Genomic DNA, 18,236 nt, shown 5'->3' with positions numbered 1-18,236 from the left:
TGATCCGAGTCGTCTTGTTTAGAATGCTGTTGTTGATTGTGATTCGAGTCATCTTGTTTAGAGCTTTGTTGTTTATCCTGATTTGAGTCGTCTTGTTTAGAACTTTGCTGTTTATTCTGATTCGAGTCATCTTGTTTAGAGCTTTGCTGTTTATCCTGATTTGAGTCGTCTTGTTTAGAGCTTTGTTGTTTATCCTGAGATGAGTCGCTTTGCTTAGAACTTTGCTGTTTATCCTGATTCGAGTCGTCTTGTTTAGAGCTTTGTTGTTTATCTTGATTCGAGTCGCTTTGCTTAGAATGTTGTTGTTGTTGCTTATCCTGAGAAGAATCCTTGTTTTCCTCTTTTTTTTGCGCGCCATTGCTATCTTTATTATGTTTCATACTTCTAGTCTGTTCTTTGTTACCATCCTCTTGATTGTTAGGTTGTTGCTCCAAGTTATCTGTTTCGTTTTTCTCTGTTGTATTTGATTTTTTTTTCTTACGTAGCCAATTCCAAATCATATGTATTCCCTCTTTAATTGTGTAATATAGTGCTATTTTGTGGCTAATTTTGTATATTATTCATTTATTTATGAAAAGAAGGAGGAGATTGGTTTGCATAGAAAAAATCCTTTAGTAAGCAGTTCATACTATAACAGGGAGAGGGAGAGTCTGTGCAAATTGTAAAAAAAGAGAAGTTTATTTTAAAAGAATTTACGTTTGAAAATGGTAGGGAAATTCCTGTTCAAATGGGGTATGAGGCGTATGGTACTTTAAATAGAGAAAGGTCAAATGCGATTTTGGTTTGTCATCATTTTAGTGCAACTAGTCACGCGGCAGGAAAATATACAGCGCATGATGAGGAGTCTGGTTGGTGGGATAGTTTAATTGGACCTGGAAAAGCAATTGATACAAATAAATACTTTGTTATATGCACTGATAATCTTTGTAATGTGCAGGTAAAGAACCCGTATGTGATTACAACAGGACCGAAATCGATTGATCCGAAAACTGGAGATGAATATGCAATGGATTTTCCGGTTTTTACATTTCTTGATGTAGCTCGTATGCAATATGAGTTAATAAAAGATATGGGAATCGCAAGGTTACATGCTGTAATGGGACCGTCAGCTGGCGGGATGATTGCACAGCAATGGGCTGTTCATTATCCTCATATGGTAGAGCGAATGATTGGTGTTATTACGAACCCGCAAAATCCAATTATTACGTCGGTAAATGTAGCGCAAAATGCAATTGAGGCTATTCAACTGGATCCAAGTTGGAGGGGCGGAAAATATGGAGAAGAGCAGCCAATGAAGGGACTTCATTTAGCAAATAGAATGATGTTTATGAACGCATTCGATGAGCACTTTTATGAAACAACATTCCCTCGTAATAGTATAGAGGTAGAACCTTATGAAAAGTTTTCTACATTAACATCATTTGAGAAAGAAATAAATAAAGTGACATATAGAAGTATAGAGTTAGTAGATGCAAATTCGTGGATATACACTGCGAAAGCAGTTTTATTACATGATATTGCACATGGATTTTCATCTTTAGAAGAGGCGCTTTCTAACATAGAAGCAAACGTACTTATGATTCCATGCAAGCAAGACTTGCTTCAGCCGTCACGTTATAATTATAAAATGGTAGACACGTTGCAAAAACAAGGGAAATATGCGGAAGTGTATGAGATAGAAAGTATAAATGGGCATATGGCAGGAGTATTTGATATTCATTTATTTGAAAAGAAAGTTTATGAATTTTTAAATCGGAAAGTATCTAGTTTGGTGTAGAAAATAAAAGGTGTGAAAAAGGTGCAATGCATGTAGTAGGCACCTTTTTTTACATGATTTGTAGACGGAAAATATATGTGGCAACTGCTATACCGAAGAACGCTATACTAAGCAATAGAAATAAGAATGACATTTCTTGTGGTGATTTTATCTTTTTATTATTTTTCATACTAAGTGCAATAATTGCGGCGATTAAGAAAATGATGCCCGTAATGAAAAGAAAAAGTGTCATTTTCATTGGCTCCTTTCATAAAACAAGTATATTGAGGATACAATGCACGAGTTATGTTTGTAAAGAATAAGTTTTGCGGGAAAATTGAGAAATAAAATTTCCATTCTTTGCGTTCTTTCTTTCGCATGCTAAAATTGACTAGATATGCTTGTTTAAGGAAGAGACTAAAGGTTTTATTGTATATAAGGAGGAACGACATATGACAGAAGTTAAAACAATTACTACAGAAGAAGTGCAAGAGCGTTTAGAAAATGGAGAAACGTTATTTTTAGTAGACGTAAGGGAAGATGAAGAAGTAGCAGCAGGGAAAATTCCAGAAGCTGTACACATTAAAATGGGTGATATCCCAAATAAAGTAGATTTCTTTGATAAAGAGAATGAATATATCTTTATTTGTCGTTCGGGAATGCGCAGTGAAAATGTATGCCATTATTTAAATGAGCAAGGATTTAAGACAATGAACATGGTTGGCGGTATGCTTCAATATGAAGGTGAAACGAAATAAGTAGCTAAAAAAACTTGAAACGTGTTTGTTTCAAGTTTTTTTCTTTTGCATACAGTGTACAAAAGGGGGATAGGTAAATGGGGATTAACTTGCGGAAAGTAAAAATTATTAATAATACAGGGGCTGTTAATGTTGGTGACTGTTATGATATCTCACCTTTAGCTGTAGCAAAAATATATGCAGGTGCTGGAGGTTCGAGTGCGGCTATTTTTTTAAATGGGAAAAGACAGCCAGAAGCAGTGATTCGAACATCAGTGTTTCTTCCGCCATTAGCAACGAGTACACGTACATTAGGTTCATAGAGGAAAGGTAGAGTGTGATTATGCCTGCTCATATAAAAGAATTTGTTATTGTGAATAACACTGGGAATATATTTACCGGTGATAATTTGAGTGATACTTCATTTACTGCTACGAAATCGTATAGTGGTTCAATGGGGTGCACCTGGATTGATGTTGTTACAGTAATAGGAACGGAGACGAAGCTTTGTTTACAGCCTGGAGACTCGGTGACGACGACATATACGCGTGGTACTCCTGCTGGTACTCTAACAGGAACAAATATGGGGCAAAATGTAAATGCATCGAGTATAGCACAAGCTGTCCCGAATACAGATAATATGGATTCAGTAGCTGGACTCCCTTAAGGAATTAAGGGAGTTTTTATTATTTCAAATAAAAATAGTCTTTGAGTTTGTTTTTGTAAATACATATTAAGAAGAAGAGGTTTGTTTCATGTAAAAAAGATGGTATGTAGGTGGTGAAAGTGTGAAAGAGCGTGATAAAAAACATTCATTAAACTCTAATTTCAGAATTCCACCAAATCTTATTGGGCCTACCTTTCCACCCGTTCCAACGGGATTTACTGGTATTGGGATTACTGGCCCAACCGGTCCCCAAGGTCCAACAGGCCCCCAAGGACCAAGAGGATTACAAGGTCCGATGGGGGAGATGGGCCCGACAGGACCACAAGGTGTGCAAGGGATACAAGGACCAGTTGGACCAATAGGTGCAACGGGACCAGAAGGACAGCAGGGGCCACAAGGATTGAGAGGACCACAAGGAGAAACAGGAGCGACAGGACCAGAGGGAGTGCAAGGGTTACAAGGTCCGATTGGTCCAACAGGAGTAACAGGGGATACGGGTGTAACCGGAGCGACAGGGGAAGGAACTACAGGGCCGACAGGAGTAACAGGTCCTTCTGGAGGACCTGCAGGACCGAGTGGTCCAACGGGGCCATCAGGTCCGACAGGAGTGACAGGTCCATCCGGTGGACCACCTGGACCAACAGGAGCAACTGGGGTTACAGGAGCAACTGGAGATACTGGGATTACGGGCTCAACAGGAGTGACAGGAGCGACCGGAGAAACGGGAGCAACTGGGGTTACGGGTTTACAAGGCCCGCAAGGAATACAAGGAGTGCAAGGGATCCAAGGTCCAACAGGCGCGCAAGGAGTGCAAGGGCCTCAAGGGATACAAGGAGTAACTGGGGCGACAGGAGATCAAGGTCCACAGGGAATCCAAGGTCCTCAAGGAATTCAAGGTCCAACAGGTCCCCAAGGAATTCAAGGTGCACAAGGTCCCCAAGGGATACAAGGAGCAACCGGAGCAACAGGAGCACAAGGTCCGCAGGGAATTCAGGGGATACAAGGGGTGCAAGGTCCGACTGGTCCTCAAGGCCCAACCGGAATTCAAGGTGTTCAAGGAGAAATAGGTCCAACCGGTCCCCAAGGTGTGCAAGGATTGCAAGGTCCCCAAGGCCCAACAGGGGATACGGGAGCTACTGGTTCACAAGGCCCGCAAGGAATTCAAGGTCCAACGGGAGTCACTGGAGCAACCGGAGCGACAGGTCCCCAAGGAATTCAAGGGCCGCAGGGGGTCCAGGGTCCCCAAGGTCCAACGGGGGCCACAGGAGCAACTGGTGCACAAGGCCCAACAGGGGACACGGGTCCAACTGGTTCGCAAGGAATCCAAGGTCCAACCGGTCCAACTGGAGCTGGAGCAACCGGGGCAACGGGAGCCACTGGTGTGACCGGAGTTAGTACAACTGCAACGTACTCATTTGCGAATAACACATCAGGAAGTGCTATTTCTGTTCTGTTAGGTGGTACGAATGTACCGCTACCGAACAATCAAAATATTGGTCCAGGAATTACCGTTAGCGGAGGAAATACTGTATTTACAGTTGCGAATGCGGGGAATTACTATATAGCTTATACAGTAAATTTAACAGCTTCTTTACTTGTAAGTTCTCGTATAACCGTCAATGGTAGTCCGCTTGCAGGAACAATAAATTCACCAGCAGTAGCTACAGGTTCGTTTAATGCGACAATCATTGCTAATTTGCCTGCTGGAGCTGCTGTTAGTTTGCAGTTATTTGGATTAGTTGCAATCGCTACATTATCTACGACAACGCCAGGAGCTACTTTAACTATTATTAGATTAAGTTAATAAGAAGAAAACCTTGGAGCTTTTATGCTTCAAGGTTTTTATCTAGTTATTTGTAGGTAGTCTAATTGCTTAGGAAAGTTTCACTTTATTCACTTGAGCAAAAACATCGCAGTTCGAAAATATATTATAATAGAATGAAAAGAGAGAAATTTGGCAGAAAGAGAGGGTGGCGATGCAGGAGATGGTTACAGATTTTTTTGGACGCCCGCTTCAAGATTTGCGCATATCTGTCATTGATCGTTGCAATTTTAGATGTACATATTGTATGCCAGCAGAAGTATTTGGGCCAGATTATGCTTTTTTGAAAGATGAGTTTTTACTTACGTTTGATGAAATTGAGCGTTTGGCAAAACTATTTGTTAGCATCGGTGTACGAAAGATTAGACTTACTGGTGGCGAGCCACTACTTCGTAAAGATTTAACAAAACTTATTGCACGTCTCGTGAAAATTGACGGGCTATTAGATATAGGGTTAACGACCAATGCGATTCATTTAACGAAACAAGCAAAAGTATTAAAAGAAGCTGGATTACATAGAGTAAATGTTAGTTTAGATGCAATAGATGATGATGTATTTAAGGGCATTAATGGCCGGAATATTAATACGAAACCGGTTATAAAGGGAATTATGGCTGCAAAAGAGGCCGGGCTTGATGTAAAGGTAAACATGGTTGTGAAAAAAGGAATGAACGACCATCAAGTACTTCCGATGGCTGCCTATTTTAAAGAGCAAGGAATCACACTTAGGTTTATTGAGTTTATGGATGTTGGTAGTACAAATGGATGGAACTTTGATCAAGTTGTTACAAAGCAAGAATTAATAGAAATGATTCATAGCGTGTATCCGCTTGAGCCAGCTGAAGTGCATTATTTCGGTGAAGTTGCGAAGCGATATCGTTACGTTGGAACAAATGTCGAAGTCGGTTTTATTACTTCTGTTTCTGAATCGTTTTGTTCCTCTTGTACGAGAGCGAGAATTTCGGCAGATGGAAAGTTTTATACTTGCTTATTTGCGACCGAAGGATTGGATATAAGGGAACTTCTTAGAGGGAATCTTTCGGATGATGAGTTAGTAAGTGTTATACAAGATGTATGGATGAATAGAAAAGATAGATATTCGGATGAACGGACAGAAGAAAGTGCAAAAAATCGTCCGAAAATTGAAATGTCTTATATAGGAGGATAAGAAAGGGGGCTATCGTATGCAGGAGCGATATTCAAGACAAATATTATTTGCTGGTGTTGGAGAAGAAGGACAGAGAAAAATTAGAGAGAAACATGTGCTTATTATTGGGGCTGGAGCTCTTGGTGCAGCAAATGCAGAAGCAATTGTGAGAGCAGGTGTTGGAAAAATAACAATTGCAGATCGTGATTATGTAGAATGGAGCAATTTACAAAGGCAACAATTATATACAGAAGAAGATGCAAAGCAGTATAAACCGAAGGCGGTAGCAGCGGCAGAACATTTAAAGGCGATTAATTCTGAGGTGGAAATAAATCCGGTTGTGACGGATGTAACAGTGCAAGAAATGGAAGAGCTAGTGAATGATGTAGATTTAATATTAGATGCGACAGATAATTTTGAAACGCGTCTTCTTATTAATGATATTTCACAAAAGTATAATATCCCGTGGATATATGGTGGTTGTGTCGGAAGCTACGGAGTAACGTATACAATTTTACCAGGAAAAACACCGTGTTTCCGCTGTTTAATGGAGCATCCGGCGAGCGGAGCAACATGTGATACAGCTGGTATTATACAGCCGGCAGTACAATTAGTAGTGGCGCATCAAATAACGGAAGCGCTGAAAATATTAGTAGAAGACTATGGGGCGCTTCGCGAAACGATGTTATCGTTTGACCTATGGAATAATCAACAGATGGCATTCAAAGTGAATAGGCAGAAAAAAGACACGTGTTTATCTTGCGGAAGATTACGTACATATCCGAGTTTAACATTTGAAGCACAAACGAAAACAGAAGTGTTATGTGGCAGAAATACAGTGCAAATCCGTCCAGGTGTGCGGAATGAATTTAATTTAGAAGAAATTAAAAAGCGCTTACAAAGAAGTGTGGATGTAAAAGCTACTCCGTATTTATTATCATTTCCGATAGAGGAATTTCGTTTTGTTTTATTTACAGATGGCAGGGCGTTTATTCATGGGACGAATGATATCAATGTAGCAAAACGTTTATATGCAAGATATATAGGTTGAATCTAAAGGAAAACCCTTTAGATTCAACAGAGAGAAGATTAAGATTTTCTCGTATAATCTCCACTTTTTCCACCTGTTTTTTCAAGTAAGTACGTTTCGCCAATAATCATACCTTTATCAACAGCTTTACACATATCGTACACAGTAAGAGCGGTAGCGGAGGCAGCTGTTAAAGCTTCCATTTCAACACCGGTGCTACCTTCTGTTTTAACTTTTACTTCAATAAGTAGTCGATATTGTTCTTCGGATTGTTTCCAATCAAAAGAAACGTCAACACCCTTTAATAATAAAGGATGGCACATTGGGATAATATCAGAAGTGCGTTTCGCAGCCATAATACCTGCGATTTGTGCAACTGCTAATACGTCACCTTTCCCGATTTCATTGTGAGAGATTTTATCGTAAATTTCTTTTGTAACAACAATGCTAGAGCACGCAATTGCCGTTCGAACGGTTGTTTTTTTGTCACTTATATCAACCATCTTCGCGCGTCCTTGGTCATTAAAGTGTGTGAATGAAGACATGGAATTCCTCCTTGAAGTAATTTCTATTTAATATATAAAGTTTAATCGAGATAAAAAAAATTGCAAATATGAGGTGAGAAACGATGGTAGAAAAACGAATTCCGATTCAAGTTGCTGAGGCAGTAGAGAGAGTAATGGAATATGCGAAGAATGGTGAAGTAGAAGAAGTTTCTATTACGGAAAGTTACGGGAGAATTCTTGGGGAGGATGTTGTCTCTGATCATGACGTTCCTCATTTTGATCGTTCTCCTTACGATGGTTTCGCAATTCGGGCAGAAGATACGAAAGAAGCAAATCAAGAGAATTCGATTGAGTTTGAAGTAATAGGAGAAATCGGGGCGGGATTTGTTTTTACAGAAGAAGTAGGGGCATTTCAGGCGGTTCGTATTATGACAGGAGCAGCTATTCCAGAGGATTGTAATGCAGTCGTAATGCTAGAGCTGACGGAAGGTTTTGAGAAAAGCGGAAAAACATATATGAAGCTAAAGCGTCCTTTTCATAGTGGTGACAACGTGTCATTTAAAGGGGAAGATATAAAACAAAATCAAGTTCTCGTTAAGAAGGGTGTTGCAATTAATCCAGGTGTTGCGGCCTTATTAGCGACGTTTGGATATAGTACTGTGAAGGTTGTAAAACAGCCTGTTGTTGGTATTGTGACGACAGGAAGTGAACTGTTAGAAGTACATGAGTCGTTACAGCCGGGGAAAATTAGAAATAGTAACTCTTATATGATTGCCGCTCAAATTATGAAAGCCGGAGGGAAAGTTCGTTATTATGGCCAACTAGCCGACGAGTTAGATGCATGTTTTACAGCCGTTCAATCAGCGATGAATGAGGTTGATATTTTAATTACGACAGGCGGTGTGTCGGTAGGAGATTATGACTACTTGCCGGCTATTTATGAAAGATTACAAGCGAATGTACTCTTTAATAAAATAGCGATGAGACCAGGAAGTGTAACGACAGTAGCTGAAGTTGATGGGAAGTTACTTTTCGGTTTATCAGGAAATCCGTCAGCTTGCTACGTAGGTTTTGAGCTATTTGTACAGCCGGTTATAAAAACATATTTGTATGCGAAGGAGCCTCACGTATATAGAGCTGATGCTATTTTACAAAAAGATTTTCCAAAACCAAATCCGTTTACTCGTTTTGTAAGAGCAAACGTGACAATTGTGGAAGGGGCATTACAAGCGATGCCGGTCGGTTTAGATAAATCAAGTGCGGTATCTTCACTTGCTGATGCGAATGCTTTTATTGTGTTGCCTGGAGGAACGAGAGGATTTGAGGCAGGGATGAAAGTATCTGTATTATTGTTAGAGCACGCCGAGGGATGTGATTGGCCATGGGCAAAGCCCCTTCAATCTTACAAATAGTAGGGTATCAAAATAGCGGGAAAACAACGCTTGTTGAGAAAGTAGTGCATGCGTTAGCTGAACGGAAAATGAAAGTTGCTACCATTAAACATCACGGGCACGGAGGTTTTCCAGAAGTAGCGCAAAAAGATAGTGAAAGGCACCGAAAGGCGGGTGCTGTTGTGAGTAGTGTAGAAGGTGCGGGATTACTTTCGCTGTCGTCATTAAAAGAGGAATGGTCCTTACGAGAAATTATTCGCTTATATGAGTTTTTTGAAGTGGATACAATTTTAATAGAGGGCTATAAAAAAGAGAGCTATCCGAAAGTAGTGTTACTTCGTTCTGCCGAAGACGTTGAACTTTTACATAAAGTAGAAAATATAGTAGCGGTTATTACGTGGTATGATGCTCCCGCAAACTTACGAGAAGAATATAAAGTATTTCATATAACAGAAGAAGAGTTGTATATAGACTGGTTTGTACAAACGGTAAGGAGTACGCAATGACAAATACGTATTATGAAGTAATTGATACAGAAATCTTGGTTGAAGAGGTAGCGAAAAAAGTAATTCGCCGTGAATGCGGTGCTGTTACAACATTTATTGGAACGGTTAGAGAGTTTACGAAAGGGCGTCGTACATTATACTTAGAATACGTCGCTTATAAAACGATGGCAGAAAAAATGCTAGAGAAAATTGGCTTAGAAGTGAAAGAGAAGTGGCCAGGTACACACGTTGCGATTACACATCGCATCGGTACACTGCAAATTTCTGATATCGCGGTTGTTGTTGCTGTTTCAACACCGCATCGTAAAGCGGCTTATGAAGCGAATGAATATATTATGGAACGCATAAAACAAATTGTTCCAATTTGGAAAAAGGAGTTTTGGGAAGATGGAGACTCTTGGATTGGTGATCAATTAGAAAAAACGCCATATCCGGCGGGAGAGCCTGGGAAGGAGCTATAAGTATGATTCGAGTATTGTTATTTGCGCACTTGCAAGAGGAAGCAGGAACAAGTGAATTACAAATTGAGAAAGAAAATATTACGGTTGCAGAGTTAAAAGATGTTGTTGCTAAAGAATATAATGTGCCAGTGACAGAACCAATTATGGTTGCGATAAATGAAGAATATGCAAATGAAGATGACAAGATTCAATCTGGTGATATTGTTGCACTTATCCCACCGGTGAGCGGTGGTTAATATTGGATTTATTAAAACGACTTTCCTACATAGGGGAAGTCGTTTTTTTATGGCATTTTTGCGAACACTAATTTATAGAAAAAGGAGGGTATTATGAAAAAAATATGTGTAGTTATTACAATGATATGTTCGGTCTTTTTCTCTTCTCCAAGTGATTCTTTCGCGAAAGAATCACGGGAACAGCTTTTAGAAAGTGCATTATCGAATAGGTACTATTCAATTATTAGACAAGTGACAGAAGATCAATATGAATGTGCTTCCGTTATAAATATAAAGCGTCTCGGCAAGAAAGATGAGTTCGTTCCTAGATTTGAAATTACGCTACAATTTCTTACGTTCCAAGGTGCACATAATCCGCCGAATGATAAAGTTACACTTACTTTGGAAGATCATTTAGATCATGTAAAGATAAAGAAAGTGGAGCGAGAAAAGAATGTTTCTGGTGCTATTGCAGAAAAGGTTTGTGAACGCGAAAAAGAAAAAATAAAAGCTCACTCTAATGATTCAGAGTAATAACCCATGACATTTAGTAAAGAAAGGTAATGAGCGATGGACATACTTTTAGCGATTTTACCGGCTCTATTTTGGGGAAGTATTGTGCTATTTAACGTGAAACTGGGCGGAGGACCGTATAGTCAAACGCTCGGTACAACGTTTGGTGCACTTATTTTCTCGATTGTTGTTTATATTTTTATGAAGCCAGTATTAACTCCTACTGTTATTGGAGTTGGAATTGTATCAGGTTTATTTTGGGCACTTGGACAGGCGAATCAATTAAAAAGTATTGATTTAATGGGCGTTTCGAGAACAATGCCTATTTCGACAGGACTGCAATTAGTTGCGACGACTTTATTTGGAGTCATCGTATTTCATGAGTGGTCCACGACAATATCAGTCGTCCTTGGCGTTTTGGCACTCGTTTGTATTATTATCGGTGTTATTTTAACATCACTTCAAAGTGAGGAAGAAAAGAGTGCAGAGCAAGCGGGAAATTTTAAAAGAGGTATTATCATTTTATTGATTTCAACAGTCGGTTATTTAGTTTACGTAGTAGTAATTAGACTATTTAATGTAGATGGTTGGTCAGCTTTATTGCCACAAGCAGTTGGTATGGTGTTAGGAGGCATTTTGCTTACGTTCAAACATCATCCATTTAATAAATATGCGATAAGAAATATTATTCCAGGATTAATTTGGGCAGCTGGAAACATGTTTTTATTCATTTCACAGCCGCGTGTTGGAGTGGCAACAAGTTTCTCGCTATCACAAATGGGAATTATTATTTCAACGCTTGGCGGGATTCTTATATTAGGTGAAAAGAAAACGAAACGCCAATTAATGGGGATTGTTGCCGGTATCGTTTTTATTATTGCAGCTGGAATTATGTTAGGTGTTGCAAAAAGTTAAAGGGGGTATTGAAATGTATAGTGATTTAGCAGGGAAAGTTGTTGTTATTACAGGATCGGCAACTGGTCTTGGAAGAGCGATGGGAGTAAGGTTTGCTAAGGAGAAAGCGAAAGTAGTAATTAACTATCGCTCACGAGAGTCAGAAGCGCATGATGTATTAGAAGAAATTAAAAAAGTAGGCGGAGAAGCGATTGCTGTAAAAGGAGATGTCACGAATGAATCTGATGTTGTGAATCTCATTCAATCTGCTGTGAAAGAGTTTGGTACACTTGACGTTATGATTAATAATGCAGGGATAGAAAATGCGGTACCATCGCATGAAATGCCGCTAGAAGATTGGAATAAAGTAATCAATACAAATTTAACAGGTGCTTTTTTAGGAAGCCGTGAAGCGATTAAATATTTTGTAGAACATGATATTAAAGGGTCTGTCATTAATATGTCGAGTGTTCATGAGAAAATTCCGTGGCCGCTATTTGTGCATTATGCGGCCAGTAAGGGTGGTATTAAACTGATGACAGAAACGTTAGCGTTAGAATATGCACCAAAAGGTATTCGAGTAAATAATATTGGACCAGGTGCAATAAATACACCAATTAATGCAGAGAAGTTTGCTGATCCTAAAAAACGTGCTGATGTGGAAAGCATGATACCGATGGGCTACATCGGAAAACCGGAAGAAATTGCAGCCGTTGCAACGTGGCTCGCTTCCTCAGAGGCAAGTTACGTAACTGGAATTACGTTATTTGCAGATGGTGGAATGACGTTATATCCATCGTTCCAAGCAGGACGTGGGTAATAGAAAAGGACAAAGAGTTTTAGCTCTTTGTCCTTTTTTCTGCAAAAAAAAATAGCGGTCGGCTATTTTAAATTTAATGATTAATTGTATCTTGAAGATATTCTGTTGCTTGATGTTCAGAAACATTTTGCACGAGTGCAACTTCGCTAATCATCATTTTTCGGGCATTATCTAGCATTTGTTTTTCGCTCGCATTTAAAGCTCTCTCTTTATTGCGGCGAAGTAAATCACGAACAACTTCTGCACTATCTTGCAGATTGCCGTTTTTCATTTTTTCCATATTCATTGTATATCTTTGTTTCCAGGAAAGTGATGTATCTGATTCCCCGTTTTGAAATTCAAGAAGTATATCATCTAACGTACCTTTATCTACGATATAACGAATACCTGATTTTTGTAATTGATCCATAGGAAGCATTACTTGCATATCTTTACTAATGATACGTATCACACAATATTGACGTATTGTTCCTAATATTTCTTTCTCTTCAATGGCTTCGATGACTCCTGCGCCGTTCATTGGATAAACGATTTTATCACCAATTTGAAACAAATCATCCACCTCCATATGTGGTAACCATCTTTAACGATAACACAAGTGAATAAAAATGTCAAATTTTATATAATACCATAATAATTATATTCGAGTCAATAAGTAAAAACTCTTTTTTTATATATATTTTTTTGCTCTTACTTATCTATGATTTTTTTAGAAAAATAGTACAGGTGAAGAAAGAAGGCATATCCACTTATTTTTAAGCATAAAATGTAAAATCGCTAATACAATATACCTAAATCCGTTCTTTGCAAAGGAGGGAGAGAAGGTGGGGCGCACAATAAAAATTGATATTACAAATAAAGTTGTAGCTAAATTTAGACCAGATTGTTTGGAATTATATACGAGTAAATTTATGATAGGTAAGTTTTATGTCTATACTGAAGGTAAACAATATGTGTTAGAAGACGGATATATATATGAAGACGGAAAATTTTATCGCATCATAGATACGCACCGTGGCAATAATCAAGCGGCGGAGGGCTGCGATCTAGGATGGTGTTAACATGATTCGTGTGAAAGTGTTTGACGAAAGTCACGAAAAAGACTTAGAAGACGCTGTAAATGTGTTTTTGAAAAAGATTGATGATAGTAACTTTGTAGATATTAAGTATCAAGTTGGTGTTTCCATTAACGATGATGAGAACCAAATTTATTGTTTTTCAGCAATGATCGTTTATAAAGCATAAAAAAGAGCTGGGTGAGCCAGCTCTTTTTTATGCTTTATGTTGGGACAACATGTGTCGGTAATACGTTCATAATAGATTGGGGTGTACCTAATTTCTTTGTCGTTAAAAGAGGCTCCTCTGTTTCATGGTTTTGGGCATCTGTACACATACCAAGGTGATAACGATCACCTAAAAATGGATCAATATAAAAACCGTTTTTGAATACTTTATCATTCGGATGTTTTTCATGATGAATATCAGAGCAGTTAATGCAATAGAACATAGCTTTCATCCCCTTTTTATTTTTGTTTGAAAAAAGTGAGTCGGTAGTCATTTCGCTCCTAAGGAAATGTTGAGGAGAAGAAAAATAACTACCTACTCAAATGGTGGGCATATTCCTTCTGATTTTTCATATCTCGCGTAGTGTCCCCGAGGGAAGGAGGAGAGACGAAATACGCATGATATACGTAAGGCTCTTCTTTCAAGATGAATGATGGAGTTTCATGTTGAGAGAAGTTTTTATTTTTTGTTGCCTTTGTGAGTATCTTATGAAGGAATGCTGAGAGGTTGTTTGTCCTGTTGAAAAAATGTTGAGAATTTCTCAATAGTAAAAAAGAATTAGCGTTGACATGAAACTAAAAGGTGTTATATTATCTAAATGTAACCAAAAGGTGTTATATTTGAGCGCCGAATAAAGGAGAATGAAAATGGAACAACAAAATACATTAAATGATATTAAACAAACAATCGTTTTCAACGCGTCTATTCAAAAAGTATGGAATGTAGTATCAACTGCAGATGGGATCGCATCATGGTTTATGCCAAATGATTTCGCATTAGAGGTAGGACATGAATTTCATGTGCAATCACCATTTGGGCCATCACCATGTAAAGTGTTAGAAATTGATGAACCAAACCATCTATCTTTCTCATGGGATACAGATGGCTGGGTCGTTTCGTTTAATCTGAAAGACCTAGGAGATAATAAAACAGAATTTACGTTAATTCACGGCGGCTGGAAACATCCTGATGAAATTCTTCCGAAAGCGAATGCGAAGAGCTCTATTATTCGCGATAGAATGAGCGGAGGCTGGGTAGCGATTGTAAATGAAAAACTGAAAAAGGTTGTCGAAGGCTAAGTGTCCTCATCAGCAGCGAAATATGATGTATTTCAAGCAATTGCTGACCCAACCCGCCGAGAAGTAATACGGTTATTAAGTGATAAAGAGTTACCGATTTCCAAAATAACGGATCATTTTCCGATGAGTCGTACTGCGGTTGTAAAGCACCTTCATATTCTTTCAGAAGCGAATTTAGTAAGCGGAAGAAAGAGTGGAAGAGAGAAGATATATCGCTTGCATCCAGAACCACTAGAGGAATTACAACAGTGGCTCTCGTATTATGAGCGTTTTTGGGATAATAAATTGTCCATGCTGAAACATATTGTGGAGAATGAAGAATAAAAAGAGGATGACCCAAATGGTCATCCTTTTTATTATTGCTCATTTGTTTGTGTAGCTGGCTTTAATAAAAGCCAAGCGATAATTAGTGTAAATACTGCTAATACGAAAGTACTCATATAAATGACGTGAACACTTGATGCTAATGCTTCTTGCGATTCGGTTACTACGTTTGCTGTAGTTCCTCCGTGCCCGCCACCAGATACAAGATCAAGGTTTTTAATGCCACGTGCGTGAATCATCGTATTGAAGATTGTTCCAAAGATTGCAGCACCTAATGTTTGACTAAATGTATTAATAAATGTGTTTAGACCAACGGCTGTTCCGCGTGTATGAGCTGGTACAGCTGCTTGAATTGTTACCATGTAAATCGGTGTCACAAGCCCCATTCCCAAGCCGAATAATCCGACTGCTACATAAATAAGGAACGATGGTGAATGTGTTGATAATGTAAATAATAAGAACGTAGCGACTGATAAAATGCTAGCTCCAAGTAAAATGATTTGTTTCGTTTTTAATTTGCCTACTAAGTTACCAGAGAACATTGCACCGAATGTCCACATAACAGGAATTGGCATTAAAATGAGTCCGGCTTCTGTCGCGTTTTTTCCTAATACACCTTGGCTCCAGATTGGAAGGTATACTGTAATACTAATAATCATGGCACCGGCAATGAGAGTTAGTATGTTTATCGTAGATAATGTACGGTTAGAGAAAAGTGCTAGCGGAATTAATGGTTCCGGAGATTTTTTCTCGATGAATAAGAAAATAATGAATGAAACGACGGCGAAGATTAATAGGCCGATAATTGTTATGTCTCCCCAGTTTTGCTTACTGCTACCTGTTAATAATGCGTATAGTAAAGCGATTGTGCTTAATGAAAAGACTGTAGCCCCAAGATAATCGATATGTTGCTTAGATGATTTAATAGATTCTTTGTAATAAATGGCGATCATTAAGCAAGCGATAATTCCGAATGGAACGTTTAAGAAGAAAATATAACGCCAAGAAAGAGAATCAACTAAAAATCCGCCGACTAACGGCCCGATAACACCAGATACACCCCAAACGGCACTCATCCAGCCTTGTGCTTTCGCGCGGTCTTTCGCTTCGCTATATAAGTCTCCAATAATCGTCATTGTGATCGGCATAACAGCACCAGCACCAATACCTTGAAGAGCGCGGAAGAAAATTAATTGTTCCATCGATGTAACGACTCCGCAAAGTGCAGAACCGACTAAAAAGATTGTAGCTCCGATAAGTAAAACTTTTTTACGGCCGAATAAATCAGCGAGCTTTCCGTATATTGGAGTCGAAACAGCTGTTGCAAGCATATAAATTGCATATACCCAACTAACAAGTTCGAAGCCTGACAAATCACTCGTTATACGAGGGATTGCTGTACTAACAATCGTTCCTTCTACCGCAGAAAGAAACGTCATTAGCATTAAAGACATCATGACTTTTTTTCTCATATGTTTTCCCCTTACCCTTTTTCAAATATTCAACAATATAAAATATAAAGGTACTAAGGTATATAAAGCAACAAAAAAGCAATGGGAAGTTAAGGGGAGGGGATATTTGTCGTGAAATCACCGATATAACTTCATGTACCTATAAAAAAAGAAACAGGAATCCCTGTTTCTTTTTTTAATATTGCATTTTCGCGTTTTCTCCAGCCGTTGTTCCGGCAATTCTACCAGTAACGAGAGCGGATGTAATGTTATAGCCGCCAGTATAACCGTGAATATCAAGAACTTCTCCGCAGAAATATACGCCGTTCGTGAATTTAGAAGACATTTCTTTCGGATTAATTTCTTTCACGGATACACCGCCGCCAGTCACGAATGCTTTTTCAATTGACTGCGTACCATTTACATTCACAGTAAATTCTTTAAAGTCTTTCACAAGTGCACAAATTTTCTCGTGAGAAACTTGTCCAGCTTGTTCACTACCGTCAATTTCATTTTTTTCTAATAAGAATAGGAAGTAACGCTCAGGTACATAACCTTTTAAAACGTTTTTAATCCCTTTTTTCGGATCTTCTTTCATTTGTTTCAGCATGCGTTGGAATAGTTGCTCACTATTTTCCTCTGGCAATGCATCGATGCTCATTTGAATCGTATTCGTTTTAAACTTTTTCAGTGCTTTCACGACGAATTGGCTACAACGAAGAGCGGCGGGACCAGATAGGCCGAAATGAGTGAAGAGCATGTCCATTTTGTGAGAAATGATAGCTTTTCCTTTCGGGTTTAATACACTTAAGTTTACATCGCGTAAAGCAAGACCTTGTAAGGAGCGATCACGAATAAATGGTTCGTTTGAAAGGATCGGTACTTCTGTTGGGAATAATTCTGTAATAGTATGTCCAGCCTTTTCAGCCCAAGCATATCCATCTCCAGTAGAACCAGTTTGAGGAACAGACTTTCCACCAACAGCGATAACGACGTGATTCGTTTCTAACACTTCGCCAGTTTGCAGTACGACTGCTTTCGTTTGACCATTCTCATATTCAATCGTTTCGACAGGTGTATTCGTACGGATTTTAACACCTAAGTCTCTTAATCGTGTTAAAAGTGCATCTACTACTGATTGTGCTTTATTTGATACAGGGAACATGCGACCATGATCCTCTTCTTTCAGTTTTACACCGAGATTTTCGAAGAATGTAATAATATCTTCATTATTGAAAATAGAAAAAGCGCTGTATAAGAAGCGGCCATTTCCTGGTATATGTTTAACGATTTCATCAAGTGGTAGACGGTTCGTTACGTTACAGCGGCCACCACCAGAAATCGCAAGTTTACGTCCTAGTTTATTTCCTTTATCAAGAAGTAAGACATTTGCGCCTTCTTCTGCAGCACCGATTGCAGCCATTAGCCCGGAAGGCCCGCCGCCGATGACAATAACATCATAATGCATAATATATCGACCTCATTTTCTACATTTCCTGCCTAAAAGAATAGCATGTTTTCCCTTAAAAGAAAAATAGAGTGAAGTACTGCTTAAGGAGAGAATTGTGGTACAATACAAAAGTTAGAGTTCAGCACTATCCTGCTATTTGTGGGCCATAAGACGAAAACCTTA

23 protein-coding genes and 2 pseudogenes are annotated in these 18,236 nt (G+C 38.8%); 18 read left to right on the top strand and 7 right to left on the bottom strand.

Features of this window, described 5'->3' with window-relative positions; all coding sequences use genetic code 11:
* Window positions 1–500 (bottom strand): annotated as a pseudogene (locus PDL00_RS32680) (spore germination protein); the annotation flags it as partial.
* A 152-nt stretch (window positions 501–652) separates the two neighbouring features.
* On the opposite strand from PDL00_RS32680, the gene PDL00_RS32675 reads away from it, so the two are divergent.
* Entirely contained in the window at window positions 653–1,777 is a 1,125-nt protein-coding gene (locus PDL00_RS32675) for an alpha/beta fold hydrolase (RefSeq protein ID WP_270733670.1), read from the top strand.
* Window positions 1,778–1,826: 49 nt separating this feature from the next.
* Here the strand turns inward: PDL00_RS32675 and PDL00_RS32670 are convergent, their stop codons facing one another.
* Window positions 1,827–2,009: a hypothetical protein gene (locus PDL00_RS32670; protein ID WP_270733669.1), complete on the bottom strand. Its 183-nt coding sequence runs from the start codon at window positions 2,007–2,009 to the stop codon at window positions 1,827–1,829.
* Window positions 2,010–2,208: 199 nt separating this feature from the next.
* Here PDL00_RS32670 and PDL00_RS32665 point away from each other — a divergent pair, with 199 nt between their 5' ends.
* The 6 genes and pseudogenes from PDL00_RS32665 to PDL00_RS32640 all read left to right on the top strand — a co-directional run bounded on the left by PDL00_RS32665 (window position 2,209) and on the right by PDL00_RS32640 (window position 7,180).
* Entirely contained in the window at window positions 2,209–2,514 is a 306-nt protein-coding gene (locus PDL00_RS32665; RefSeq protein WP_000141210.1) for a rhodanese-like domain-containing protein, read from the top strand.
* 77 nt (window positions 2,515–2,591) lie between these two features.
* On the top strand, window positions 2,592–2,816 hold the full coding sequence (locus PDL00_RS32660; protein WP_000512461.1) for a spore germination protein: 225 nt from the start codon (window positions 2,592–2,594) through the stop codon (window positions 2,814–2,816).
* Between the two features lie 20 nt (window positions 2,817–2,836).
* Complete coding sequence (locus tag PDL00_RS32655) at window positions 2,837–3,160, top strand: hypothetical protein (protein WP_242257444.1); 324 nt, start codon at window positions 2,837–2,839, stop codon at window positions 3,158–3,160.
* A 184-nt stretch (window positions 3,161–3,344) separates the two neighbouring features.
* Window positions 3,345–4,964: pseudogene (locus PDL00_RS32650) on the top strand (BclA C-terminal domain-containing protein); the annotation flags it as partial.
* Between the two features lie 172 nt (window positions 4,965–5,136).
* Entirely contained in the window at window positions 5,137–6,150 is a 1,014-nt protein-coding gene (gene moaA / locus PDL00_RS32645; RefSeq protein ID WP_242256437.1) for a GTP 3',8-cyclase MoaA, read from the top strand.
* A gap of 16 nt (window positions 6,151–6,166) precedes the next feature.
* A complete protein-coding gene (locus tag PDL00_RS32640; protein WP_242256435.1) occupies window positions 6,167–7,180 on the top strand; it encodes a molybdopterin-synthase adenylyltransferase MoeB in 1,014 nt (337 codons plus the stop codon).
* 38 nt (window positions 7,181–7,218) lie between these two features.
* On the opposite strand, the gene moaC is transcribed toward PDL00_RS32640, so the two are convergent.
* Window positions 7,219–7,704 carry a cyclic pyranopterin monophosphate synthase MoaC gene (moaC, locus tag PDL00_RS32635; RefSeq protein ID WP_063262121.1) on the bottom strand — a complete coding sequence of 162 codons (486 nt, stop codon included), beginning with the start codon at window positions 7,702–7,704 and terminating at the stop codon, window positions 7,219–7,221.
* A gap of 83 nt (window positions 7,705–7,787) precedes the next feature.
* Here moaC and moeA point away from each other — a divergent pair, with 83 nt between their 5' ends.
* The 7 genes from moeA (at window position 7,788) to PDL00_RS32600 (ending at window position 12,465) form a co-directional block, all read left to right on the top strand.
* Window positions 7,788–9,077: a molybdopterin molybdotransferase MoeA gene (gene moeA / locus PDL00_RS32630; protein WP_270733667.1), complete on the top strand. Its 1,290-nt coding sequence runs from the start codon at window positions 7,788–7,790 to the stop codon at window positions 9,075–9,077.
* Window positions 9,047–9,562: a molybdopterin-guanine dinucleotide biosynthesis protein B gene (gene mobB / locus PDL00_RS32625; RefSeq protein ID WP_242256431.1), complete on the top strand. Its 516-nt coding sequence runs from the start codon at window positions 9,047–9,049 to the stop codon at window positions 9,560–9,562. The genes moeA and mobB overlap by 31 nt, the downstream gene beginning before the upstream one ends.
* Window positions 9,559–10,023 carry a molybdopterin synthase catalytic subunit MoaE gene (moaE, locus tag PDL00_RS32620; protein ID WP_001994514.1) on the top strand — a complete coding sequence of 155 codons (465 nt, stop codon included), beginning with the start codon at window positions 9,559–9,561 and terminating at the stop codon, window positions 10,021–10,023. Before mobB ends, moaE begins: the two co-directional genes overlap by 4 nt.
* A gap of 2 nt (window positions 10,024–10,025) precedes the next feature.
* Window positions 10,026–10,259, top strand: a complete 234-nt coding sequence (gene moaD, locus PDL00_RS32615; protein WP_061676801.1) for a molybdopterin converting factor subunit 1 — start codon at window positions 10,026–10,028, stop codon at window positions 10,257–10,259.
* Window positions 10,260–10,352: 93 nt separating this feature from the next.
* Window positions 10,353–10,772, top strand: a complete 420-nt coding sequence (locus PDL00_RS32610) for a DUF3888 domain-containing protein (RefSeq protein ID WP_270733666.1) — start codon at window positions 10,353–10,355, stop codon at window positions 10,770–10,772.
* Between the two features lie 36 nt (window positions 10,773–10,808).
* Window positions 10,809–11,666: a glucose uptake protein GlcU gene (gene glcU, locus PDL00_RS32605; RefSeq protein WP_132135240.1), complete on the top strand. Its 858-nt coding sequence runs from the start codon at window positions 10,809–10,811 to the stop codon at window positions 11,664–11,666.
* A gap of 13 nt (window positions 11,667–11,679) precedes the next feature.
* The gene (locus PDL00_RS32600) at window positions 11,680–12,465 is read left to right on the top strand and encodes a glucose 1-dehydrogenase (protein WP_063262115.1); all 786 of its coding nucleotides are present in this window, start codon (window positions 11,680–11,682) and stop codon (window positions 12,463–12,465) included.
* Window positions 12,466–12,538: 73 nt separating this feature from the next.
* On the opposite strand, the gene PDL00_RS32595 is transcribed toward PDL00_RS32600, so the two are convergent.
* Window positions 12,539–13,033, bottom strand: coding sequence for a CarD family transcriptional regulator (locus PDL00_RS32595; RefSeq protein WP_001998466.1), 495 nt, complete (start codon window positions 13,031–13,033; stop codon window positions 12,539–12,541).
* 256 nt (window positions 13,034–13,289) lie between these two features.
* Between PDL00_RS32595 and PDL00_RS32590 the strand changes: the two genes are divergently transcribed.
* Together PDL00_RS32590 and PDL00_RS32585 are read left to right on the top strand one after the other, a co-directional pair.
* Window positions 13,290–13,526 carry a DUF2553 family protein gene (locus PDL00_RS32590; RefSeq protein WP_000533797.1) on the top strand — a complete coding sequence of 79 codons (237 nt, stop codon included), beginning with the start codon at window positions 13,290–13,292 and terminating at the stop codon, window positions 13,524–13,526.
* Between the two features lies 1 nt (window position 13,527).
* On the top strand, window positions 13,528–13,710 hold the full coding sequence (locus PDL00_RS32585) for a sporulation protein Cse60 (protein WP_000621751.1): 183 nt from the start codon (window positions 13,528–13,530) through the stop codon (window positions 13,708–13,710).
* A 34-nt stretch (window positions 13,711–13,744) separates the two neighbouring features.
* Here PDL00_RS32585 and PDL00_RS32580 read toward each other — a convergent pair whose 3' ends face one another.
* The gene (locus tag PDL00_RS32580) at window positions 13,745–13,972 is read right to left on the bottom strand and encodes a DUF3973 domain-containing protein (protein ID WP_061676806.1); all 228 of its coding nucleotides are present in this window, start codon (window positions 13,970–13,972) and stop codon (window positions 13,745–13,747) included.
* A gap of 424 nt (window positions 13,973–14,396) precedes the next feature.
* Here PDL00_RS32580 and PDL00_RS32575 point away from each other — a divergent pair, with 424 nt between their 5' ends.
* Both PDL00_RS32575 and PDL00_RS32570 read left to right on the top strand, forming a co-directional pair.
* Window positions 14,397–14,828 carry an SRPBCC family protein gene (locus PDL00_RS32575; protein ID WP_242256427.1) on the top strand — a complete coding sequence of 144 codons (432 nt, stop codon included), beginning with the start codon at window positions 14,397–14,399 and terminating at the stop codon, window positions 14,826–14,828.
* Entirely contained in the window at window positions 14,829–15,152 is a 324-nt protein-coding gene (locus PDL00_RS32570; RefSeq protein WP_000098837.1) for an ArsR/SmtB family transcription factor, read from the top strand. It abuts the gene before it with no gap.
* 32 nt (window positions 15,153–15,184) lie between these two features.
* Here PDL00_RS32570 and PDL00_RS32565 read toward each other — a convergent pair whose 3' ends face one another.
* Both PDL00_RS32565 and PDL00_RS32560 read right to left on the bottom strand, forming a co-directional pair.
* Window positions 15,185–16,624: an MDR family MFS transporter gene (locus PDL00_RS32565; RefSeq protein ID WP_270733664.1), complete on the bottom strand. Its 1,440-nt coding sequence runs from the start codon at window positions 16,622–16,624 to the stop codon at window positions 15,185–15,187.
* A gap of 175 nt (window positions 16,625–16,799) precedes the next feature.
* Complete coding sequence (locus tag PDL00_RS32560) at window positions 16,800–18,071, bottom strand: NAD(P)/FAD-dependent oxidoreductase (protein ID WP_270733663.1); 1,272 nt, start codon at window positions 18,069–18,071, stop codon at window positions 16,800–16,802.
* Between the last annotated feature and the right edge of the window lie 165 nt (window positions 18,072–18,236).

It is taken from the genome of Bacillus cereus group sp. TH152-1LC (assembly GCF_027710505.1).
Taxonomy (GTDB): Bacteria; Bacillota; Bacilli; order Bacillales; family Bacillaceae_G; genus Bacillus_A; species Bacillus_A mobilis.
Note: the sequence above shows the minus strand (reverse complement) of the source record. Positions and strands in the feature narration are given on the sequence as shown.

Bases quoted from the DNA above. Each gene is read 5' to 3' on its own strand.
- PDL00_RS32665 (WP_000141210.1), top strand. From the start codon at position 2,209: ATGACAGAAGTTAAAACAATTACTACAGAAGAAGTGCAAGAGCGTTTA.
- moaD (WP_061676801.1), top strand. From the start codon at position 10,026: ATGATTCGAGTATTGTTATTTGCGCACTTGCAAGAGGAAGCAGGAACA.
- PDL00_RS32585 (WP_000621751.1), top strand. From the start codon at position 13,528: ATGATTCGTGTGAAAGTGTTTGACGAAAGTCACGAAAAAGACTTAGAA.
- PDL00_RS32575 (WP_242256427.1), top strand. From the start codon at position 14,397: ATGGAACAACAAAATACATTAAATGATATTAAACAAACAATCGTTTTC.
- moaE (WP_001994514.1), top strand. From the start codon at position 9,559: ATGACAAATACGTATTATGAAGTAATTGATACAGAAATCTTGGTTGAA.
- mobB (WP_242256431.1), top strand. From the start codon at position 9,047: ATGGGCAAAGCCCCTTCAATCTTACAAATAGTAGGGTATCAAAATAGC.
- PDL00_RS32610 (WP_270733666.1), top strand. From the start codon at position 10,353: ATGAAAAAAATATGTGTAGTTATTACAATGATATGTTCGGTCTTTTTC.
- PDL00_RS32595 (WP_001998466.1), bottom strand. From the start codon at position 13,033: ATGGAGGTGGATGATTTGTTTCAAATTGGTGATAAAATCGTTTATCCA.
- glcU (WP_132135240.1), top strand. From the start codon at position 10,809: ATGGACATACTTTTAGCGATTTTACCGGCTCTATTTTGGGGAAGTATT.
- moeA (WP_270733667.1), top strand. From the start codon at position 7,788: ATGGTAGAAAAACGAATTCCGATTCAAGTTGCTGAGGCAGTAGAGAGA.
- PDL00_RS32670 (WP_270733669.1), bottom strand. From the start codon at position 2,009: ATGACACTTTTTCTTTTCATTACGGGCATCATTTTCTTAATCGCCGCA.
- moaA (WP_242256437.1), top strand. From the start codon at position 5,137: ATGCAGGAGATGGTTACAGATTTTTTTGGACGCCCGCTTCAAGATTTG.
- PDL00_RS32600 (WP_063262115.1), top strand. From the start codon at position 11,680: ATGTATAGTGATTTAGCAGGGAAAGTTGTTGTTATTACAGGATCGGCA.
- PDL00_RS32580 (WP_061676806.1), bottom strand. From the start codon at position 13,972: ATGTTCTATTGCATTAACTGCTCTGATATTCATCATGAAAAACATCCG.
- moaC (WP_063262121.1), bottom strand. From the start codon at position 7,704: ATGTCTTCATTCACACACTTTAATGACCAAGGACGCGCGAAGATGGTT.
- PDL00_RS32640 (WP_242256435.1), top strand. From the start codon at position 6,167: ATGCAGGAGCGATATTCAAGACAAATATTATTTGCTGGTGTTGGAGAA.
- PDL00_RS32660 (WP_000512461.1), top strand. From the start codon at position 2,592: ATGGGGATTAACTTGCGGAAAGTAAAAATTATTAATAATACAGGGGCT.
- PDL00_RS32560 (WP_270733663.1), bottom strand. From the start codon at position 18,071: ATGCATTATGATGTTATTGTCATCGGCGGCGGGCCTTCCGGGCTAATG.
- PDL00_RS32655 (WP_242257444.1), top strand. From the start codon at position 2,837: ATGCCTGCTCATATAAAAGAATTTGTTATTGTGAATAACACTGGGAAT.
- PDL00_RS32565 (WP_270733664.1), bottom strand. From the start codon at position 16,624: ATGAGAAAAAAAGTCATGATGTCTTTAATGCTAATGACGTTTCTTTCT.